The sequence below is a fragment of the Frankia sp. AgKG'84/4 genome (genome assembly GCF_023242965.2).
GTDB lineage: Bacteria > Actinomycetota > Actinomycetes > Frankiales > Frankiaceae > Frankia.
Window position 1 is genome coordinate 1 of sequence record NZ_JALKFU020000039.1, and the last position, 19339, is coordinate 19339.

Here is a 19339-nt window from a genome sequence, read left to right on the forward strand (position 1 = left end):
CTGCTGCGCGGTGCCGTCACGGCCACCTGTGTCGTGGCGGCCTGCGCGGCGGGAGCCGGCGCCCACTGGGCCACCCTCGCCCCGATCGCCGTGCCCGCGGTGCTCGTCGGACCGGCGTTGCCGTGGCGGGCCGCGGCGAGGCTGGGCGGGTTCGCCGTCGTCGCGGCCGTGCTCGTCGGCGCCCTCCAGGTCGTCGGCGCCCTCCAGGTCGTCGGCGCCATGCGGGTCGTCGACACGGACGTCCCGCCGCCGGCCCGCCTCGCCTGGCACGTCGGCCATCCGGTGATGCTCGCGGCCATCAGCGTCGCGGCGGCGGCGGCGCGGGACCGGTATCGCACCCGCGGCGGCTCGGAGCCGAGCCGCGGCCTCAGGCGAAGGCGTCGGTGAGCTCCGCGCGCAGCACCCGGCGCAGCAGCTTGCCGCTCTCGTTGAACGGCAGTTCGGCGCGGAACTGGATGCGGTCGGGGGTGCGGCTGGAACGCAGCCGGGTGCGTACGTGCGCCCGGAGCTCCTCCTCGGTCACCGCGTCCGAGGTGACGACCGCAGCGACGACTCCCTCGCCCCATTCCTTGTCGGGGATGCCGACGACCGCTGCCTCGAGCACCGCCGGGTGTTCGAGCAGCGCGGCCTCGATCTCGCCGGGGGACAGGTTCTCCCCGCCGCGCACGATCACATCGTCGAGGCGGCCGTGGACGAACAGGAACCCCTCGGCATCCAGATGGCCCTCGTCCCGGGTGGGGAACCAGCCGTCGGCGTTCAGCGAGGTGCCGCGGCCGAGGTATTCGCCGGACACCTGGCCGCCGCGGACCCAGATCTCCCCGCGTTCGCCGGTCGCGACCTGTTCGCCGGCGGGGTCGCGGATCGAGACCTCCAACGAGGGCAGCGGCCGGCCGACGGAGGCGAGCCGGGCCCGGGCCGCCGGCTCGTTGCTGGCGAACGCCACCTGGTGGTCGTCCGGACCCAGCACCGCGATCGTGCTGGAGGTCTCCGTCAGGCCGTAGGCGTTGACGAAACCGACCTCGGGCAGCGCGGCGACCGCGCGCTCGATGACCGGCAGCGGCATCGGTCCGCCGCCGTAGGACAGCGAGCGCAGCGACGGCAGACCTCCGCCGTCGGCCTCGATGACGTCGAGGATGCGGCCGAGCATCGTCGGGACGACCATGGCGTGAGTGATCGACTCCGCCCGGACGATGTCCACCCAGGCCCGCGGCTCGAACGCCTCGAGCTGCACCACCCGGCGCCCGGAGTAGGTCGAGGACAGCACCGCGGAGATTCCCGCGATGTGATAGGGCGGCACGCTGACGATCGCGGCCTCGTCCGCGGCGGAACCGGCGTACTCCACCGTCGAGATGATGTATTCGGCGAGGTTGCTGTGGCGCAGCACGGCGGCCTTGGGCTCGCCGGTCGTGCCGCTGGTGAACAGCAGGACGGCGATGTCGTCCGCGTCGCCCGTCCACCCGTCGGCCCGCTCGCCCGCCGGGTCCTCGGCGAGCGCGAGTGCCTGCGTCCGGGTGAGGTACTCGATGCCGTCGATCGGCCCGACCCGCTCGGCGACGCCGTCGCCGACGATGATCGTGGCCGGGGCGGTGCGGGCGACGATCGCCCGCAGCGCCGGGTCCGCCAGCCGGTAGTTGATCGGCACGAACGGTTTGCCGGCGATCGCCGAGCCGAACAGTGTCAGCGGTACGGCGACGGAGTTCAGATCGATCAGCCCGACCCGCTCGCCGGGGCGCCGCGCGAGGGCCGCGCCGAGCCGGCGGGCCCGGCTGGCCATTTCGGCGAAGGTGAGACCGTCGGCCTGCGGTCCGAGCGCGACCCGGTCCGCCATCCCGTCGGCGGCCATGTCCAGCAGCATTCCGAGGTGCATCGCGTGGACCCGTCAGTCTGAGGAGGGCAGTGGCTTGGCGTCCTTGAGTGGCAGCGGGGTCTCGCCGATCGACAGCGCGCCCTCGCCGCCCTTCGTGCACAGCAGCTCCAGGCCGGAATCGGCGTCGGCGAACCGCTTGCCCAGCGGGGTCCCACCGGCGAAGGCGGGATCCAGGGTGAGATCACCGGGGACCTCGGCGCCGATCGCGACGACTGGGTGGCCACCGCAGCGCAGGTCGATCGCCCCGCTCGCCGGTCGCACCACGATGATCTCCGTCTGGTCGACGGCGGACCGGAAACGGGCACCCGACTTCGTCTCAACACCCATATGTAGTGCCTCCTGGTCCCTGGATCGAGAGCGGCATACCGCCTGCTCTGTTTGTACCGTCGGGGACGAAGGTGGCGCCACCGACCGAGGCGCGTTCCGCTGTCGCCCAGCGCAGCGGCGCACTCAATTTGAACATTTGACTCTACGTTCCTTGCTCTCCTCGATGTTGCGTGCCGGGGTGTTCCGTGCCGGCTTCGGCTCGTCGCGGCCGGGGGGAGCGCGGCCTGCCGAGCGGGGGCAGGCGCGCCCTCGCCCTGCCCACCGCGGGACCGAAGGCGAGGTCGCAGCGTAACGTCCGCAGCGCCGCCAGCTGAGCGCCGGTGGTGACGTCCCCGGCGATCGTCCGCATGCCAACCTCATGGGCGAAGTGCACGATCGAGGACGTGCTGGCGCGCCGCACCGGGTCGAGGTCGACACCGGTGAGGTACACCCCACCGATTCGCACGAGCGCGAAGGGAAAGGCGGCCATGGCGGACGCGACCGGAGCGCTCGTGCCGAACTCACCGGCGCAGAGGATGACCCCCTGGCGCTGGAGCCCGTCGAACCGGGCGACCATCGCGCGCTCGTCCCCGACGATCTCCGCCGCGGCGATCTCGAGGCACAACTGGTAGCGCGCCGGGCCGCCGGTGTCGGCGAGGAGCTGGGCGAGCTCCGGGAGGAACCGCGGCTCGGCCAGGCAGCGCCCGGAGACCGGCGTGATCAGCAGCGGGCGGGCGGCGCCGGTGGGTCGCCAGTGGCCCGCGGCCCGGCAGGCCCGCCCGATCGTCCACCTGTCCAGCGGCACCCGCAGCGTGGGCTGACCGGGCTGACCGGGCTGACCGGGCTGACCGGGCTGGCCGGGCTGGCCGAGACCGGGCAGGAAGCCCGACGGCGGGACGAGACCACGGTCGGGACTGCGCCAGTGCGGCGTGGCTTCGGCTCCGACCACGTCGTCCTCGGCGGTCCGCACCGGCTGATAGCGCATCACCAGCTCGCCTGCGTCCATCGCCCGGCGCAGGTCGCCGCGCTGGGTCAGCTGGGCCATCAGCCGTGTGCGCATCGTCTCGTCGAACGCGAGCCGACGCCCCGGGCCGCGGCGCTTCGCGGTGTACATCGCGATGTCGGCGGCGTTGAGGAGGTCCTCGCCGTGGTGGGTCGTCGACTCGGACATGGCCAGACCCACGCTGGCCGACAGTGCCACCGTCTCCTCGCCGAGCAGGCACGGCGCGTCCAGCTGGGCCAGTATCCGGTCGGCGATCGCCTCGAGGTCGGTAGGCGCGTCGATCCGCTCGCACAGCACGGCGAACTCGTCGCCCGCCAGCCGGCCGACGAGATCACCCGGGCGCACCGCGTGCTCCAGCCGGGTCGCCGTCGTCCGCAGCAGCTGGTCGCCGGCCCGATGACCCAGCGTGTCGTTCACCGCTTTGAACCCGTCGAGGTCGATGAACAGCACCCCGATCCGGCGCTGGTCGACCCGCGCGCGCTGCAGCGCCCTGTCGAGCCGATCGAGCAGGGCGGTCCGGTTGGGCAGGCCGGTCAGGCCGTCGCGCAGGGACTGCCAGCGGATCTCCTCCTCTGTCCGGAACCGCATTGCCGCCGCGCCCAACACGGGCCCGACAGAGCGGATGAACTGCGCGTCCTGGTCGGTGAACGGCGGTGCCGACGGCTGTCGGTGGACCTCGACGGAGGCCAGCGGATGCGCACCCCGGCTCGTGGTGACCCTCAGCGTGCGACTCCCGGGCTCCTCCCGCGCCACGGCGGACGGGACCGACGCACACCCGTCCGTGGCGGGTGCCGCGTCCACCACCGCCGCGCCTGTGTCCGCGTCGCCGGCCGCGGCCGCGGTGGCGGTGCCGGTGTCGTCGGTAGCCGTGGCGAGGGTGCGGCGGCGCTGCCCGGCGTCGTCGAGTTCGTGGATGCGGACGATGTCGGCGCCCAGATGGACGGCCAGCATCCGCGCGGCCTGTTGCCACAGCGAGCCCGCGTCGAGGGACTCGAGTGCGTGCTGGCCGAGGTCGGCGATGAGCGTCTGCTCGGCGGACCTCGTCCGCAGCGCCGCGAGCACCCGCTGGTGCTCGGTCACGTCCGTGGCTATGCACGTGACGTAGCCGACCTCGTGATCCGCTCCGAGGATCGGCACGATGTGCAGGTCGTACTGGCGGTCCAGCACCCTGATGATCTCATGGCCGCGCTCGCCGTCGAGCGCGGCACGCATCGGCGCGAGCGCGTCGGGCAGGTCGGCGAAGAGGGTGAACACCGAGGCGTCAGGCTGCCTGACGATGCGTGCCATCAGCGGTTCCATCAGACCCTTGGAGGCGAGGACCACGCCGTCATGGTTCAGGAGAAAGATCGAGACCGGGGTGTTGTCGAGGATGATGCGCAGCCGGTCGTCCGCCGCGATCTCGTCGGAGACGTCCTGCAGCTGGCTCAGGATCTCGTCCTCGCCCCCCGCCCCAGGGACCCGGGCGGAACTGACGATCGCGTGGACCACGCTGTGATCTGGGCGTAGTAGGCGCAAGAGTCGTCGGCCGGTCGAGTCCGGATCGGGGGGCCGACCCTCCTCGAACCAGAGCTGCGAGTTCTCCGGCAGCGCCACGTCCGACAGCCGAGTGTCGATCAGCTCGGACTCCGACCGGCCGAGCAGCGCGCACGCCGCGCCGTTGGCCCCGCGGATCCTGCCGGTGCACGGGTCCGTCACCGTCACCGCGAGGTGCAGGAGATCGAAGAGGTCCAGGCGTTGCTGTGCCACAGATCCTCACCTCACCCGCCTCACCCCACCCGTGCGGCTCACCGATGGGCATACCCGAGCGGCCCGGTGCGTATGCCGTCCGGGACCGCCGCCGACCGGTCGCGTGGTTGGGTGGACACAGGTCGGTGCGCCGACCGACGTCGACGGGAGTGGGATGGACCTTCAACTTTCGCAGCGGGTGGTGCTGGTCACCGGTGGGTCGGACGGCCTGGGGGCGGCGTTGGTGCGCACCCTGGCCGCCGAGGGGGCCCGGGTGGCGTTCTGCGGGCGGGACGAGACGCGGCTGCGCGCCGTCGCGGTCCAGGCCGCCGACGGCCCCGGAGAGGTGCTCCCGGTGGTGGCCGACGTCCGCGACCCGGCGGCGCTCGCCCGGTTCGTCACCGCCGCGACCGAGCGGTGGGGCGCCGTGCACGCCCTGGTCAACAACGCCGGCGCGAGCTCGGTCGGGCCGTTCGAGCAGCAGACCGACGAGGTCTGGCAGGCCGACCTGGACCTGAAGCTGCACGCGGCGATCCGGGCCAGCCGGCTGGTGCTGCCGTGGCTGCGTCAGGCCGGCGGCGGCAGCATCGTGAACTCACTGTCGGTGACGGCCCGCACGCCCGGGGCGGGCTCGATGCCAACGTCGGTGAGCCGGGCGGCCGGACTCGCGCTGACCAAGGCCCTGTCGAAGGAGTTCGGCCCCGCCGGCGTGCGGGTCAACGCGGTGCTCATCGGGCTGGTCCGCAGCGGCCAGTGGGAGCGGATGGCGGCGGCGCAGGACATCCCGGTCGAGCGACTGTACGAGCGCACGGGTGGCTCGGCCGGCATCGCGCTCGGCCGCTTCGGCGAGGCCCAGGACTTCGCCGATCTCGTGGCGTTCCTGCTCTCCGCGCGGGCCGCGTACATCACCGGAGCGGCGATCAACCTCGACGGCGGGCTCAGCCCGGTAGCGTGACCTCCCGCGGCGCGACGAACGGCAGCCGCACCTGGAAGCGGGTGTCGCCGGGAACCGACTCGACGCGCAGGTCGCCGTGGTGCTTCTTCACGACGATCCGCCACGAGATGTCCAGGCCGAGCCCGGTGCCCTCGCCGACCGCCTTCGTCGTGAAGAAGGGTTCGAAGATCCGCCCCTGGATCTCCGCCGGGATGCCCGGCCCGGTGTCCCCGATCTCGACGATGAGGCTGTCGTGGTCGGCGAACGTGCGCATCGTGAGCACGCCCCGGCGATCCATCGCGGACACCGCGTTGTCGATGAGGTTCGTCCAGACCTGGTTGAGCTCGGCGGCGTACGCCGGGATCGGCGGCAGTGACCGGTCGTAGTCCCGGCGGATGTCGACGTCATCACCGATCTTGCGGCCGAGCATGATCAGGGTGCTGTCGAGCAGTTCGTGGATGTCGACGGTCTGGTAGGGCGCCCGGTCCATCTGCGAGTACTGCTTGGCCGCGGTGACCAGCGAGGAGATGCGGGCGGTCGAGTCCTCGATCTCGCGCATCAGCATCTCGCTCTCGACCGTGTACGTCAGCCAGCGCAGCGCGCCGCCGAGCACGCTCGGGGGCACCGAGGCGGCCACGTGCTCCAGCCAGTCGATGTCGAAGCCGGCCTGCACGAAGATCGGCGCGATGTCCCACGCGTCGCCGACTTCCCGCTCGTCGAGCCAGTCACCGAGGGCGTCCTCGCGGTCGGTGGCCTCCATCGGGGTGAGCGACGGCGCCTTGGCGACCCGCTCCACCGCCTCCTCCTGCAGACGGATGAGGGACTCCAGCTCCGGTCGTTCGTACGGCCCTGACGCGATCATGCCGAGTTTGTGGCGCATGCCGGCGACCCGCTCGCGCAGCGCCGCGGTGGCCCGCACGGCCGCGGCGGCCGGGTTGTTCAGCTCGTGGGTCAGCCCCGCGGACAGCGATCCCAGCGCGAGCAGCCGCTCCCGCTGCCCGACCACCTGCTGGGTGCTCTGCATACCGAAAAACAGGCCTTCGAGCAGGTGCAGGGCCATCGGGAACCACTCGCGCATCATGGCCGCGACGTCTTTGGCGCCGAGGACGAAGAACCGGCTGGGTTCGGTGACCCGCAGCGAGTTCTTGTAGCGCTGGGGGACCCGATCGCCGAGATAGGCATGCCACGCGCCCGCGTAGACGCCTCGCTGGTCGGTCCGCAGCACCTCCACGTCGTCCGCGCCGACCCTGGCCGACATCACCACCGCGCCCTCGACGAGGACGTAGAAGCACTCCGCCGGGTCACCCTCGGTGTAGACCGGGCCGGTCTGCATCAGCTCGACGTGCCCGCGCTCGCACAGCCAGGCCAACTGGTCATCGGCCAGCTTCTCGAACAGGAACAGCGTGCGCAGCTCGCTGGCGCTGCAGGGAACCTGAGTCATGTCGCCCTCCCGTCTCGACCCGCCGTCGGCATCGGTTCCAGGCAGGTCAGCGCTTCTCCAGGTAACGGTGGACCAGCGCGATCGCCATCGCGCCCTCGCCGACCGCCGAGGCCACCCGCTTCACCGACTCCGCCCGCGCGTCGCCCGCCACGAACACCCCGGGGACCGAGGTCTCCAGGTGATACGGGTCGCGCTCCAGCGACCAGCCGGCCGGCCGCCGGCCGTCGACGAGCAGATCCGGGCCGGCGAGGACGAACCCGCGCTCGTCGCGGACGAGCACCCCGTCGAGCCAGCGCGTGCGCGGCGCGGCGCCGATGAAGATGAACACCCACTGGGTGTCGACCGTCTCGGTCCGGCCGGTGGAGTTGTCCCGCAGCGTGAGCTGTTCCAGGTGGCCATCGCCCGTGGCCTCGACGATCTCGGTGCAGGTCCGCACGACGATCGTGTCCACAGCGGCGATCTGCTGGATGAGGTAGTGCGACATCGACGCTTCCAGCGAGCTGCCCCGCACGACCAGGGTCACCCGGCGGGCATGACGGGCGAAGTGCATCGCGGCCTGCCCGGCGGAGTTCGCCCCGCCGACGACGTACACCTCCTGCCCGGCGCAGGACGGTGCCTCGGTGAGCGCCGACCCGTAGAACACCCCGCGTCCGGTGAACTCGTCGAGGCCGGGGGCCGCCAGCTGCCGGTACGACACCCCCGTCGCGAGGATGACGGTGTGCGCGGAGATCTCGTGGCCGTCGTCGAAGCGCACCGTGCGGGCGGGGCCGTTGACCTCCAACGCCACGGCGTCGCGGGTGGTGAGCACCTCCGCGCCGAACTTGACCGCCTGCCGACGGGCCCGGTCGGTGAGCTGGGCGCCGGAGACACCGTCCGGGAAGCCGAGGTAGTTCTCGATCCGCGAGCTCTGCCCCGCCTGACCGCCGGTGGCCATCCGCTCGACGAGGACCGTGCGCAGCCCCTCGGACGCGGCGTAGACCGCCGAGCCGAGCCCGGCCGGCCCGCCGCCGATCACCACGACGTCGTAGAAGTCCTCGGTCGGTGTGGTGCTCAGCCCCACCCGGCCGGCGAGCTCCGCATCCGTGGGGTCGGTCAGGGCGACGCCGTCGGGGGTAATGACGACGGGCAGCGCGTCGGCGGAGGCCTGCGCGGCGGCCAGCAGCCGGGAGCCTTCCGGCTCGTCGGACAGATACCAGCGGTAGGGAACCTGGTTGCGGGCGAGGAAGTCGCGCACCTCGTGCGAGCGCGCTGACCAGCGGTGGCCGACCACGCGGGTCTCGGCGGCGGGGGTCTGGTCGGTCGCGAGCCAGGAGTCCAGCAGGGCGTCGACGACCGGGTAGAGCTTCTCCTGCGGCGGATCCCAGGGTTTGAGCAGGTAGTGGTCAAGATCGACCAGGTTGATCGCATCGATCGCCGCGGTGGTGTCGGCGTAGGCGGTCAGCAGCACCCGCCGCGCCGCGGGATACAGGTCCATCGCCTGTTCCAGGAACTCGATGCCGTTCATCTCCGGCATCCGGAAGTCGGCGAGCAGCACCGCCACCCGGTCGCCGCGCAGCTTCATCTCCCGCAGGGCGTCGAGCGCCTGCGGTCCTGACTCCGCGCGCACGATCCGGTACCGTTCGCCGTACTGTCGTCGCAGGTCACGCGCGACCGCGCGGGAGACACTCGCGTCGTCGTCGACGGTGAGGATCGCCGGGCGGGACTTCCCCCGCGCCTCCGCGGTGGGAGCGGCCCCGGACCTGGGCGATTCCGCTGAGGTCGTCGTCACTGGGTGCCCCCCGAATCGTTTGCTCGAGCGGTGCGGGTTCCGCGCGAGCGCGCCGCGCGCCGGACCTGATCGACGGACCAGCCGATCGGGTCGGTGGACGGTGCGGCCGCACGGGTCGGCCGGTGGTCAGGTCGATCGGTGTCGGGCCGGATCGGTGGCAGGTGCCGCGGTCCGGGCAGCGTCGCGCCGGGCGCGTTCGTGCTCTCCGCCTGCGGCCCAGTCTAGGGTCCGCCCTGGTGCCGCGGCCGGACGTTCGCCGAGAGCTGCGCAAATCGGCAGATCTTGACATTGGTTCGACTGTCGTGTGCCGATGGCGCGGCGGCGGCCGCGGCAGCCGCCGCGCCATCGCGGGCGGTCGGACGTTGTCGGATACCGGTCCTTCGCGCAATATCCTTTTTTCGCGGGCCTTCTCCTACGATGGGGCGGTGCCCAGAAGAATGGGCGTGCCCGGGTGGGCCGCCGTCGCCGCAGTGATAGTCGCGTCAATGCTGGCGGCGGTCCCCGTGCTGGCCTGGCAGCACCATGACGCCGCGGCACCGGTGTCCGCCGCCGCCACGAATGCGAGATCGGCCGGCTTGTCTGCCGACGGCGTCTGCGCGCCGCGTCTGCTGCGCCCGATGCTGCCCAGCGGGCTGCTTTCCCTCCGGCATGACGGGGCGACACGTACCTATCGACTCTTCGTGCCGGCCCGGGACGACGGCCGCCATGCGCTTCCCGTGGTCGTCGACTTCCACGGTTTCAAGGCGGACGGTGCCCTTGAGGAACAGCGGTCGAGAATGGGCGTTCTGGGTGTTGCCCGCGGATTTGTGGTGGTGACCCCGGATGCTCTCGGGACGCCTCGGCGGTGGAACACCCCCGGCGATGCGGGCAAGGCGGACGATGCGGGATTCGTGACCGCTTTGCTCGGGGAGCTCGCCAGCCGGTACTGCCTGGACGCCCGGCGGGTCTACGTCACCGGCCACTCCAACGGCGCGGAGTTCGCCGCGGCGCTGGTCTGCCGATCCCCTCTGTTCGCCGCCGTCGCCATGGTCTCCTCGACGTCCGAGGCCCGCTGCCCGGCCGGTCGCGCCCCGGCCACGATGGCGGTGCACGGCACGGCCGATCCGTCGGTGCCCTATAACGGGGGCCTGGTGGTCGGCGCCACCGTGCCGGTCCCCGCGGCCGCCGCCGTCATGAGGGACTACGCCGCCAGATACCGCTGCGGGGCGGCCCCGGCGCGGTACCGGACGAGTCCGGGCGTCGTCGCGGTGCGGTACACCGGCTGTGCCCAGGGTGGTGACGTGCTGCTGGACACGGTCATCGGCGGCACCCATCTCTGGCCGTCGAGCCCGGAGGCGCGCGCCGACCCGAACACCTCGCCGGCAGGCAAGACCTTCGACGCCACCGGCGCCATCCTCGATTTCTTCAGCGAGCACCGCGCCCCGACCGGCGCGCGCTGACGCAGCCGGCACCCAGGCCCCGGCCGGTCCCTGCGCACGGGCAGTCCGGACTCACGTCCCTTCAGAGCGGCCAGTCGGTGGTGCGGCCGGTCCGTCCGCGCGGGGGAGTTCCGCCTGCACCCGTGCGCCGGTCTCCGGGGCGGGGCCGGCGTTCTGGCGAGCGAGGAAGCGGTGGATCGCCGCGACGTCGCCGGGCAGCGTCGTTCGGCCCGGCCCGCCGCGTGCCGAGCCCGCTTCCGCTGAGTCGACGCGGCTCGATCCGGCGAGGTGCGGTCTGGCGATGTGCACCCCGGCGGGCTCCGGCAGGGTGAGGTCCGACGGTATGGGGGGCGACGGTATAGGGGGCGACGGTATGGGGGTCGACGAACGGCTGCCCGGCCTGGCGGCGCGGGTCCCGCCCAGGCGGGGGGCGCGACCGTCGGGTGTCGGCGCGGTGAGCGCGTCGGCCATGACGGCGCCGGGCACCGGCAGCAGCGGCACGGCGCCCTCGAGCACCAACTGGCCGGGTCGGCGCTCGCCCTCCCAGCTGCCGTCGGGATGGCGGACGTAGAGCTCACCCGCGTACACCGCGAACCGGGCCAGGTCAGCCGCTGCGTCCGCGCGGGCAGGTCCGCGGCCGCGATCGAGCGCGGCCCGGATGCGGCCCAGGCTCACGCCGGCCCGGCGCAGCGCTCCGATCATCCGCAGGTCGGCCAACTCCCGGCTGCCACCACGGACCAGGCCCGTCCGTCGCCAGTGCGCCACCTGGCGTGGGGTGATCCGCGCGTCGGCGGGACGCGGACGGCTGGCGGCCGCCCGCAGCGTGAGCCGCTCGCCCGGCATGTCGCCGAATGTAGCCCGCATGGCCTATCTGACGCGCTGAGGGGCCGAGCCTTCGTAGGCTGGGGGGGTGACCGATCGCCTGTACTTCCGTCAGCTGCTGTCCGGCCGTGACTTCGCCGTGGGCGATCCGGTCGGAACTCAGATGGTCAACTTCGTTTACCTCGTGGGCGATCGGGAGACCGGCGAGGCGGTGATCATCGACCCCGCCTACAAGGTCGGTGACCTGTTGGACCTCCTCGCGGCCGACGACATGCGGCTGACCGGCGCGCTTGTGACCCACTACCACGCCGATCATGTCGGCGGCTCGGCGTTCGGGTTCGAGATCGAGGGCATCCGCGAGCTGCTCGCCCGCGAGGACGTGCCGATCCACGTCAACCGCGCCGAAGCCGAATGGGTCCGGCAGGCGACCGACGTCTCCGCGTCCGACCTTGCGCAACACGACGACGCCGATGTCGTCACCGTCGGGCGGATTCCCATCCAGCTCCTGCACACGCCCGGGCACACGCCCGGCAGCCAGTGCTTCCTCGTCGACAACCGCCTCGTCGCCGGCGACACCCTGTTCCTGGAGGGCTGCGGGCGGATGGACCTGCCGGGCGGCGACGCCGGCCTGATGTACGACAGCCTGCGCCGGCTCGCCGCCCTGCCGGACGCCACGACGGTCTTCCCCGGCCACCAGTACTCGCCGAAGGCCTCCGAGGACCTCGAGGTGGTCAAGCGGATGAACCACGTGTTCCGGCCGTCCAGCGCCCAGCAGTGGAAGGCCATGCTGGGTGTTGGCTGACCGCGGCATCCGGACCGTCTGCCTGCAGCTCGCCTGCCCGGACGGGGAGAGCGCCGCGCAGCGGGTCCGCCGGGTCAGCGCCGAGCTGCGCGAGATCGAAGCGGACTTGGTGGTGCTGCCCGAGCTGTGGGCCACCGGCTACTTCCACTTCGACGCCTACGAGGCGCAGGCCGAAGCGCTGACCGGCCCGACGCTGACCGCCCTGCGGGAGGTGGCCCGGGAACGCCGCTTCCACCTGGTCGCGGGAAGTCTGGTGGAGCGGGCGCCCGACGGGCGGCTGTACAACACCACGGCGCTGGTCGGCCCGGACGGGGAGATCCTGCACCTCTACCGCAAGATCCACCTGTTTGGCTACGGCTCGGCGGAGGCCCGGCTGCTGACGCCCGGCACCGAGGTCGGCGCGGTGCCGACCGCGATCGGTGTCATCGGCCTGGCCACCTGTTACGACCTGCGGTTCCCTGAGCTGTTTCGGCTGCTCGTCGACGCCGGTGCCGAACTCGTCGCCGTCGTGTCGGCGTGGCCCGCGGCCCGGCTGGCGCACTGGCGGGTGCTCACCCGGTCCCGCGCCATCGAGAACCAGGTCAACCTCGTCGCCTGCAACCTCGCGGGTGGGCACGCCGGCCAGCGGCTGGGTGGGGCGAGCGTCATCGTCGACCCGTGGGGCGAGGTGCTGGCCGAGGGCGGTCAGGAGCCCGGCCTCGTGCGGGCCGACCTCGACCGGCTCTGCCCGGCCGAGGTCCGGACCGAGTTCCCGGTGCTCACCCACCGCCGGCTCGGTCTCCCGTCCCCGCTTGCGCGGACCTGACGGGCCCGGCCGTTGGCCGGGGCGTGGCACGCTGGTCACATGCCAAACGCGCGCACCGGACCGCTGGATCTCACAGAACGGAGCGAGGAGTTCGCCGCCTTCTGGCGGGAACGGCACCTGTGCAGCCTGACGACCCTCCGCCCGGACGGCAGTGTCCACGTGGTGGCCGTCGGTGCGACGCTCGACCCGGCCGCCGGTACCGCGCGGGTCATCACGTCCGCCCGCTCCCGCAAGGCGCGGATCATCGCGGCGGGGCCAGCGGGCGGCACCGTAGTGGCGATCTGCCAGATCGACGGCCGCCGGTGGTCGACTCTGGAAGGGCTGGCCGTCGTGCGGGACGATGCGGAGAGTGTCGCCGACGCGGAGCGCCGCTACGCCCAGCGGTACCGCGAGCCGCGGGCCAACCCGCTGCGCGTGGTGCTGGAGGTGCGTGTCACCCGGGTGCTGGGCAGCGTCTGAGCCGCCGGCCCGGCCGAACCGGCGCGTCCGGGCCACCGCCTCAGTCGGAGCCTGCCTCGAGTTCCGCTGTGACTCCGGCGAGCAGCCAGTCCAGCCCCTCGTCGAAACGCTCGCGGCCCGCGTCCTCGACGAAGAACACGAGTGCCGCGCGGGGCAGCGCGGCGAGGTGCGGGTACTGGCCGCTGTCAAGCGTCCGGGTCAGGTAGGCGCGCACCTCGGCGGGGTCGACGCTGTCGTTCGCCAGGCGTTCGTGCAGCTCGGCGGCAACCTGGCCGAGGGTGTACGTGTCGATGGCCCGCAACAGGGCGACCCGTCGGGCCGGGGCGAGAGGCAGATCCGCGACCGCGGCCGCGGACTGTTCGGCGTGTTGTAGCGCGTTCGGGCCCAGGTGGGGTGGACCGGCGTAGGCCCGCAGGACCCAGGGATGGCGCAGGGCGCTGTCCCGGGTGCGGTGGGCGATCGCGCGCAGGCGGTCCCGCCAGTCGGCGGGCATCGGCTCCGGCACCAGGATCTCGGCCGCCACCTGGTCGCTCATCAGCGCGAGGAGATCATCCTTGCGGTCGAAGTGCGAGTAGAGGCTCATCGGCCGGGCATTGAGGGCGGCGGCGACCCGGCGGATTGACACGGCGGTGATTCCCTCGGCGTCGGCGATCGTGATCGCCGCGTCGACGATCTCCTCGCGGCTCAACCGTGGCCGGCGACGCTCGACCGGGCGGGCCCACAGCAGTTCGGTGGGCCGGGACGAGGCCGCCTCGCCGGTCGGCGCCGGGGCGCCGACCTCGACGGCACTGGACCTCTCGACGGCGGCGGGCAGGGAGCCGAGGGAGCCAGCGGCAGTTGCCTTCTCGGCGGCGGCCTCGCCTGCCGGCACGGTGTCGCGACGCTGCGGGCCCGCGGGCGGGAGGGCATCCGGCCCCGCAGGGTCGCCTTTCCCGCGGTTCTGGTCGCCCATTTCTCGAGCCTACGTGTGGCTGCCCGCGCGGCGGCACCAGCTGCCGACGAGACGCTGTATCGATGAGCGAGACGGTGTATCGTCGGGGCTGTCGTTGGCGGCTCACGCCTCCTCGGGAGGCCAGTCACTGGTGCGTGGCGCGCCCGCGTGCCGAGGGGGAGTTGGTCCTATGACGTCTCAGACGTCCGCGCCGGATCTGGCGGCGGCCGAGCGAGCGCCGCTGGACCGTGCGCTCGTGCGCTTGGCGTTGGTGCTGCTGGCCGGCGCGGTCGTGGTGCAGCTCGACGCGACGATCGTGTCGGTCGCGCTCGACACGCTCGCGGGTGTGTTCCGCGTCGACATCCCGACGATCCAGTGGGTCACGACGGCCTACCTGCTGGCGCTGGCGGTGGTCATCCCGCTGTCCGGCTGGTCGGTGGAGCGCTACGGGGGCCGGCGGATGTGGCTGGTGGCGCTGGGCCTGTTCCTCGTGGGCTCGGCGCTGTGCGGGCTCGCCTGGTCCGCGGGCAGTCTGATCGCCTTCCGCGTGGTGCAGGGCCTGGGCGGCGGGCTGCTCCTACCGCTGATGCAGACGATCCTCGTGCAGGCGGCGGGCCCGCAGCGCATCGGCCGGCTCATGGCCGCGGTGTCCGTGCCGGCATTGCTGACCCCTGTGCTCGGACCTGTCCTCGGCGGTGTGATCGTCGACAGCGTGAGCTGGCGGTGGATCTTTCTGATCAACGTGCCCGTCTGTGCCGTGGCGTTCGTGCTGGCCTGGCGCTCGCTGCCCGCGACGACGGTCGCCGGGCGCCAGCGTCTCGACGCCGTGGGCTTCGCGCTGCTCTCGCCGGGGCTCGCGGCGGTCGTGTACGGGTTCGCCGAGGCCGGGCGCCGTGGCGAGTTCGCCTCCGCGGCGGCGCTTGTCCCCATGGCTGCCGGTGTGGTGCTGCTCGTGGCCTTCGGGGTGCATGCCCTGCGGGTCAAGGAGGTGCCGCTGATCGATCTGCGGCTGTTCCGATCCGCACCGTTCCGCGGATCGGCCGGGCTGATGTTCCTGTTCGGCATCTCGCTGTTCGGCGCGATGTTCCTGCTGCCTCTCTACGAGCAACAGGTGCGTGGTCGCAGCGCGATCGAGGCCGGGCTGCTGCTCGCTCCGCAGGGCCTGGGCATGATGATCGCGATGATCGTGCTCGGTCGGGTGGCGGATCGGGTGAGTCCCCGGATGACGGTGCTGGCCGGGCTGGGGCTCAGCGTGCTGGGCTCGGTGGCCTACACGCAGGTGGGCGCGCGTACCAGCGAACTGCTGCTCGGAGCATCTCTGCTGGTGCGGGGACTTGGGCTGGCGGCGGCGATGGTGCCGGTCATGTCCGCGGCCTATTCCGGTCTGTCGCCTGCGCAGATCCCGAGGGCCACGACCGCCGTGCGGATCTTCCAGCAGGTCGGTGCCTCCCTGGGCACGGCCGTGCTCGCGGTCGTGCTGTCCGGCCGGATGCGCGCCGCGACCGATTCAGTAGCCCGGGCGCATGCCTACGCCGTTTCCTTCTGGTGGACCTTCGGCTTCACGGTGGTGGCCATCCCGCTGATCTTCCTGCTGCCGCACCAGCCGGCGAGTGCCATGGGCGGCCCGGACACGCTACCTGTGCCGCGCCCCGAGGCCGAGCGAACGGCCGCTGAATAGGCCGCGCCGAGGTCACCCTCGTGCGCCGGTTCCCTCCGGCCACGGAAGCTTCACCCGCACGACGGTCGGACCGCCGGGAGGACTGTCGACGGTCATCACCCCGTTGATCGCGGCGACCCGCCCGGTGAGGCCGGTCAGGCCGGTGCCGCCGCGGGGATCCACCCCGCCGACGCCGTCGTCGCCGATCTCGAGCAACAGCGATGCGTCGCTGGTCATGCGTAGATCAATCGTTGCGGAGGTCGCCTGGCTGTGTTTGCTGATGTTGGTCAGCAACTCAGACGCGGTGAAGTAGATGATGCCTTCCACCGCGGCCGGCGGGCGGTGCATCAGCTCGACCGTGGCCCGAGTCGGGACCGTGCAGCGGTCGGCCAGCGACGCGAGGGCCGCAGGCAGGCCACGGTCGGTGAGGATCGCCGGGTTGATGCCGCGGGCCAGGTCGCGCAGGTCGACCAGGGCCAGTTTCGCCTCGCCGTGGGCTTCGGCCACCATCAGCGCGGCGGCCTGCGGATCCTCGGCGAGCTTCTCCTTCGCCATGCCCAGACCCATCGCCAGTGCCACGAGGCGCGCCTGGGCGCCGTCGTGCAGGTTGCGTTCGATGCGCCGCAGATGTGCCGCCGAGTCGGCGCGCGCGGCCTGCTGAACTGCCAGTTCTCTGACCCGTCGCTCCACTTTCGCCGAGGGGGAGAGCAGGCCGCGGATCATCGCCTTGTCCACCGCGACCAGCCCCCGCGTCGCCCAGGGCAGCACCACCCAGCCGACGATGAGCAGCAGCAGGACCGCGACCAGGCAGATGATGCCCCACGGCAGCCGGATCAGCAGGTACAGCGCGTGCCGCCAGGCAACCGGGTCGGCCAGGGTATCGAGGCCGAACCCGCGCCGGCGCGGGGGACGGGACGGCTTCGGGACGTGCAGCCCGAGCAGTCGCCCGGCGCGGACCCGGTCCAGGTCGCCGAACCGGCGGCAGACCCGGAACCCCACCGCGAGCAGCGGTATCCCGACGACGGTGACGACGAGGCCCAGGCCGAGGGACAGCATGATCGTCGCATAGATGAAGCCGAGGAGGGTAAGCGGAAAGTTCAGCAGGAGGTACAGCACGCCACGCCAGGTCGCGGCGTCCGCCGCCAGCCGCGGTGGGCGGGTCGGCGTGGGAGGTCCGCCGACGCCGGGGCCGCCCGCGACAGCGCGATCCGGCGATGCGGCGGCGACTACGCTCACCGGCTGCAGTCCTCCCACCACGAGTGCAGACTCCGACTCGTTGCGACCGGCGCCAGGCCGGACCGTAACGTGGGGTAGAGAATACCCCGATCATGGCTAAGTCGAGACTTCGCCGGTGGGGGATGGTTGTCTTCTCGTAGATCGAGAGGGCACCGCTTCCCCACTCGGAAGCGGTCGGGCGACCACGAGGAGCTTGGGAGCATGAAACTTCTCACGGCCACCGCGTATGCGCAGGGCCTGCGGGTCGATGATTTCCACTGGGCGGTGGAAGGCGAGCTCGTGACCCTGCGGGCGTTCTGCGACCTGCACCTGGACCGGCCGCACGGCCGGTGCGAGTGCGGCCGGGTATTCATTGGCCTGGGTTCCTATTACGGAACCACGACGGCGATGGTCCGTAGCTTTCCTGGAATCACCGAAGCGGATTATCGTGACGCGCTCCGTAACAGTCTCGACGCCCAGGGGTGGGACGCGTGCGGCGCCGACGCGGAGGCCACCCGCCTGATCGCGGAGGTGAGTCGGCTGCCGGTCGGCGCGATCGTCGAACGCTTCGTGGACGACCTCGCGGTGCGAGCGCTGTCCGACGCGGACATCGGCCGGGTGCCCGACCGCCGCTGAGCGGCCCGGACGTACCACCCCGCGCGTGGCACTGGTCGAGTTCACCGGCGGGTGGTAGGCCCTGCGGCTCGTGGCCGCAGGGCCTACCACCCGGCGCGTCCGGTGGATCGGCGCGCTGTGATCAACCGGCCGGTACCAGCGCCGTGGTGATCTCCCGGGTGCCGCGGGGCGTGCGCCCCCACGGCTTGGCCGTGGACAGCACCGTCGCGGTGATGAACAGGACGTTCATGGCGCAGGCGCAGACGATCAGAGCGATGGCCTGGGTCGGCGCCGCCGTCGTCGCGCCGCGGGTCGCGTGGTCCGCCGACACGATGAGAGTCCGCACGACCGCTCCGCCGCTGATGACCGCGACCACCGTGATCGCGAGTTTCGCGACGATCCACCAGTGCCGCAGCAGGCCCCACTTGGTTCCCACCGACATCACGATGCCGGTGATCAGGGTGAGCAGCGCCAGCGGAATGTCCAGCGTCCGGTCGATGACGTGCATCAGCTCGTAGGCCGCGTGCCGCAGGTTCGCGTCCGCCGCCGCGGTCGACGCCAGGGCGAGCTGGGCGAACGCCACCCCGTTCCAGCCCACACTGACGATCACATGCAGGGTGAGCAGCGCCGTGCGGGCCGGCCGGCGTAGCCGCCGACCCACCTGCCGTGGGCCAGGGCGGGGCGGGCGCTGGCCGGAGCGTTGGTCCCGTTCGCCGGCGGCACTGTCAGTGGCGGCAGTGTCGGTAGCGGCAGTGTCGGTAGCGGCACTGTCGGTGGCGGCAGTGTCAGCGATGGTGTGCGGCGTCACACCCAGTTCCGGTGCGGATGATGGCTCGAGGTCGGGCCTGGCAGGTTGTTGACCGGTGGCTTCAGTCTCGGCGGAATCCTCACCTGAAATGGTGCTGCTGGCGAGCGCGGTTATCTCGGGGGTGGCGCTCATGCGATGGTCCTGGGCGGGGGCATCGTCCGGCTTTCTCGGTCAGCGGGTCACCAGGAGGATGGATTCATGCAGCCTGGAAAGACCCGACGGATCGGCGAACCGGAACGCTACTACCCAACCGGCGTCAAAAGAATGGCAACTTCTGGACGCCGCCTGTCGGCCGTGGAAATTGAAACCGGCACGCCGGCGCCCGGCGAAGAACGGCAGGACAACCGCCCCGCCGGCGCTGTATCAGGGCAGCGTGTTGGGGCCGCCAGGCTCCGACTGCTCCGCGAGGAAGCGCTCGAGCGCCTCGCCGAGCTCATCCGCGGTCGGCAGCTTCTCCTCACTTTCGACCGCCGGTGTCAGCGGATTCGCGCGCCCCCGCTGATACGCGTCGTACTGCTCCTCGAGCGCCTGGACGAGGGACGCGGCCTCCCCGCCCTGCGCGATCTGGTTGTTGACCTCGTCGGTGACGGCCACGGCCGCGGAACGCAGGCCGTCCAGCGGCAGCATCAGCCCGGTCGCCTTCGAGATCGAGGTGAGCAGGGCCTCCGTGGCCGCGGGGTAGGTCGGGGTGAGTCCCACTGCGTGGTGTAGATCGGGAGCGGCTGGTTGATCGTCCGGGGTGCGGGTGTGTCGCTCCGAGACA

Annotated in this window: 17 protein-coding genes and 1 pseudogene; 8 read left to right on the forward strand and 10 right to left on the reverse strand. The window is 72.2% G+C overall.

The genetic code is table 11. The features are described 5' to 3' along the window. The coding region (locus MXD58_RS05060) for a hypothetical protein (RefSeq protein WP_250609080.1) at window positions 1–387 on the forward strand (387 nt) is incomplete at its 5' end. Here the strand turns inward: MXD58_RS05060 and MXD58_RS05065 are convergent. The 3 genes from MXD58_RS05065 to MXD58_RS05075 form a co-directional block, all read right to left on the reverse strand. Further along, entirely contained in the window at window positions 368–1867 is a 1500-nt protein-coding gene (locus MXD58_RS05065) for a class I adenylate-forming enzyme family protein (RefSeq protein WP_248838851.1), read from the reverse strand. The two genes, MXD58_RS05060 and MXD58_RS05065, sit on opposite strands and share 20 nt — an antisense overlap. A 12-nt stretch (window positions 1868–1879) precedes the next feature. After that, on the reverse strand, window positions 1880–2194 hold the full coding sequence (locus MXD58_RS05070; protein WP_248838850.1) for a hypothetical protein: 315 nt from the start codon (window positions 2192–2194) through the stop codon (window positions 1880–1882). Window positions 2195–2336: 142 nt separating this feature from the next. Then, a complete protein-coding gene (locus tag MXD58_RS05075) occupies window positions 2337–4922 on the reverse strand; it encodes a sensor domain-containing protein (protein ID WP_248838849.1) in 2586 nt (861 codons plus the stop codon). A gap of 154 nt (window positions 4923–5076) precedes the next feature. Between MXD58_RS05075 and MXD58_RS05080 the strand changes: the two genes are divergently transcribed. Further along, entirely contained in the window at window positions 5077–5856 is a 780-nt protein-coding gene (locus MXD58_RS05080; RefSeq protein WP_248838848.1) for an SDR family oxidoreductase, read from the forward strand. Here the strand turns inward: MXD58_RS05080 and MXD58_RS05085 are convergent. Further along, on the reverse strand, window positions 5840–7276 hold the full coding sequence (locus tag MXD58_RS05085; protein ID WP_248838847.1) for an ATP-binding protein: 1437 nt from the start codon (window positions 7274–7276) through the stop codon (window positions 5840–5842). The two genes, MXD58_RS05080 and MXD58_RS05085, sit on opposite strands and share 17 nt — an antisense overlap. 46 nt (window positions 7277–7322) lie before the next feature. Next, a complete protein-coding gene (locus MXD58_RS05090; protein WP_518477175.1) occupies window positions 7323–9044 on the reverse strand; it encodes an NAD(P)/FAD-dependent oxidoreductase in 1722 nt (573 codons plus the stop codon). A 485-nt stretch (window positions 9045–9529) separates the two neighbouring features. Between MXD58_RS05090 and MXD58_RS05095 the strand changes: the two genes are divergently transcribed. Then, window positions 9530–10483: a CE1 family esterase gene (locus tag MXD58_RS05095; RefSeq protein WP_250609081.1), complete on the forward strand. Its 954-nt coding sequence runs from the start codon at window positions 9530–9532 to the stop codon at window positions 10481–10483. Between the two features lie 51 nt (window positions 10484–10534). Here MXD58_RS05095 and MXD58_RS05100 read toward each other — a convergent pair whose 3' ends face one another. Beyond that, window positions 10535–11326, reverse strand: coding sequence for a MerR family transcriptional regulator (locus MXD58_RS05100; protein WP_250609082.1), 792 nt, complete (start codon window positions 11324–11326; stop codon window positions 10535–10537). Between the two features lie 46 nt (window positions 11327–11372). Between MXD58_RS05100 and MXD58_RS05105 the strand changes: the two genes are divergently transcribed. The 3 genes from MXD58_RS05105 to MXD58_RS05115 are packed head-to-tail and all read left to right on the forward strand — an operon-like array spanning window position 11373 to window position 13350. Further along, window positions 11373–12086, forward strand: coding sequence for an MBL fold metallo-hydrolase (locus MXD58_RS05105; protein ID WP_248838844.1), 714 nt, complete (start codon window positions 11373–11375; stop codon window positions 12084–12086). After that, entirely contained in the window at window positions 12076–12891 is an 816-nt protein-coding gene (locus tag MXD58_RS05110; protein WP_248838843.1) for a carbon-nitrogen family hydrolase, read from the forward strand. Before MXD58_RS05105 ends, MXD58_RS05110 begins: the two co-directional genes overlap by 11 nt. 39 nt (window positions 12892–12930) lie before the next feature. Then, window positions 12931–13350: a pyridoxamine 5'-phosphate oxidase family protein gene (locus MXD58_RS05115; RefSeq protein WP_248838842.1), complete on the forward strand. Its 420-nt coding sequence runs from the start codon at window positions 12931–12933 to the stop codon at window positions 13348–13350. A gap of 40 nt (window positions 13351–13390) precedes the next feature. Here the strand turns inward: MXD58_RS05115 and MXD58_RS05120 are convergent, their stop codons facing one another. Then, on the reverse strand, window positions 13391–14221 hold the full coding sequence (locus tag MXD58_RS05120) for a TetR/AcrR family transcriptional regulator C-terminal domain-containing protein (RefSeq protein WP_250609083.1): 831 nt from the start codon (window positions 14219–14221) through the stop codon (window positions 13391–13393). Between the two features lie 250 nt (window positions 14222–14471). Between MXD58_RS05120 and MXD58_RS05125 the strand changes: the two genes are divergently transcribed. After that, window positions 14472–15959, forward strand: a complete 1488-nt coding sequence (locus MXD58_RS05125) for an MDR family MFS transporter (RefSeq protein WP_248838840.1) — start codon at window positions 14472–14474, stop codon at window positions 15957–15959. A gap of 12 nt (window positions 15960–15971) precedes the next feature. Here the strand turns inward: MXD58_RS05125 and MXD58_RS05130 are convergent, their stop codons facing one another. Next, entirely contained in the window at window positions 15972–17174 is a 1203-nt protein-coding gene (locus MXD58_RS05130; protein WP_248838839.1) for a sensor histidine kinase, read from the reverse strand. A gap of 201 nt (window positions 17175–17375) precedes the next feature. Between MXD58_RS05130 and MXD58_RS05135 the strand changes: the two genes are divergently transcribed. Further along, window positions 17376–17789: a DUF7715 family protein gene (locus MXD58_RS05135; RefSeq protein ID WP_248838838.1), complete on the forward strand. Its 414-nt coding sequence runs from the start codon at window positions 17376–17378 to the stop codon at window positions 17787–17789. A 121-nt stretch (window positions 17790–17910) separates the two neighbouring features. On the opposite strand, the gene MXD58_RS05140 is transcribed toward MXD58_RS05135, so the two are convergent. Beyond that, complete coding sequence (locus MXD58_RS05140) at window positions 17911–18429, reverse strand: hypothetical protein (RefSeq protein ID WP_248838837.1); 519 nt, start codon at window positions 18427–18429, stop codon at window positions 17911–17913. Window positions 18430–18939: 510 nt separating this feature from the next. Continuing rightward, window positions 18940–19339, reverse strand: a pseudogene (locus MXD58_RS05145) (hypothetical protein); the annotation flags it as partial.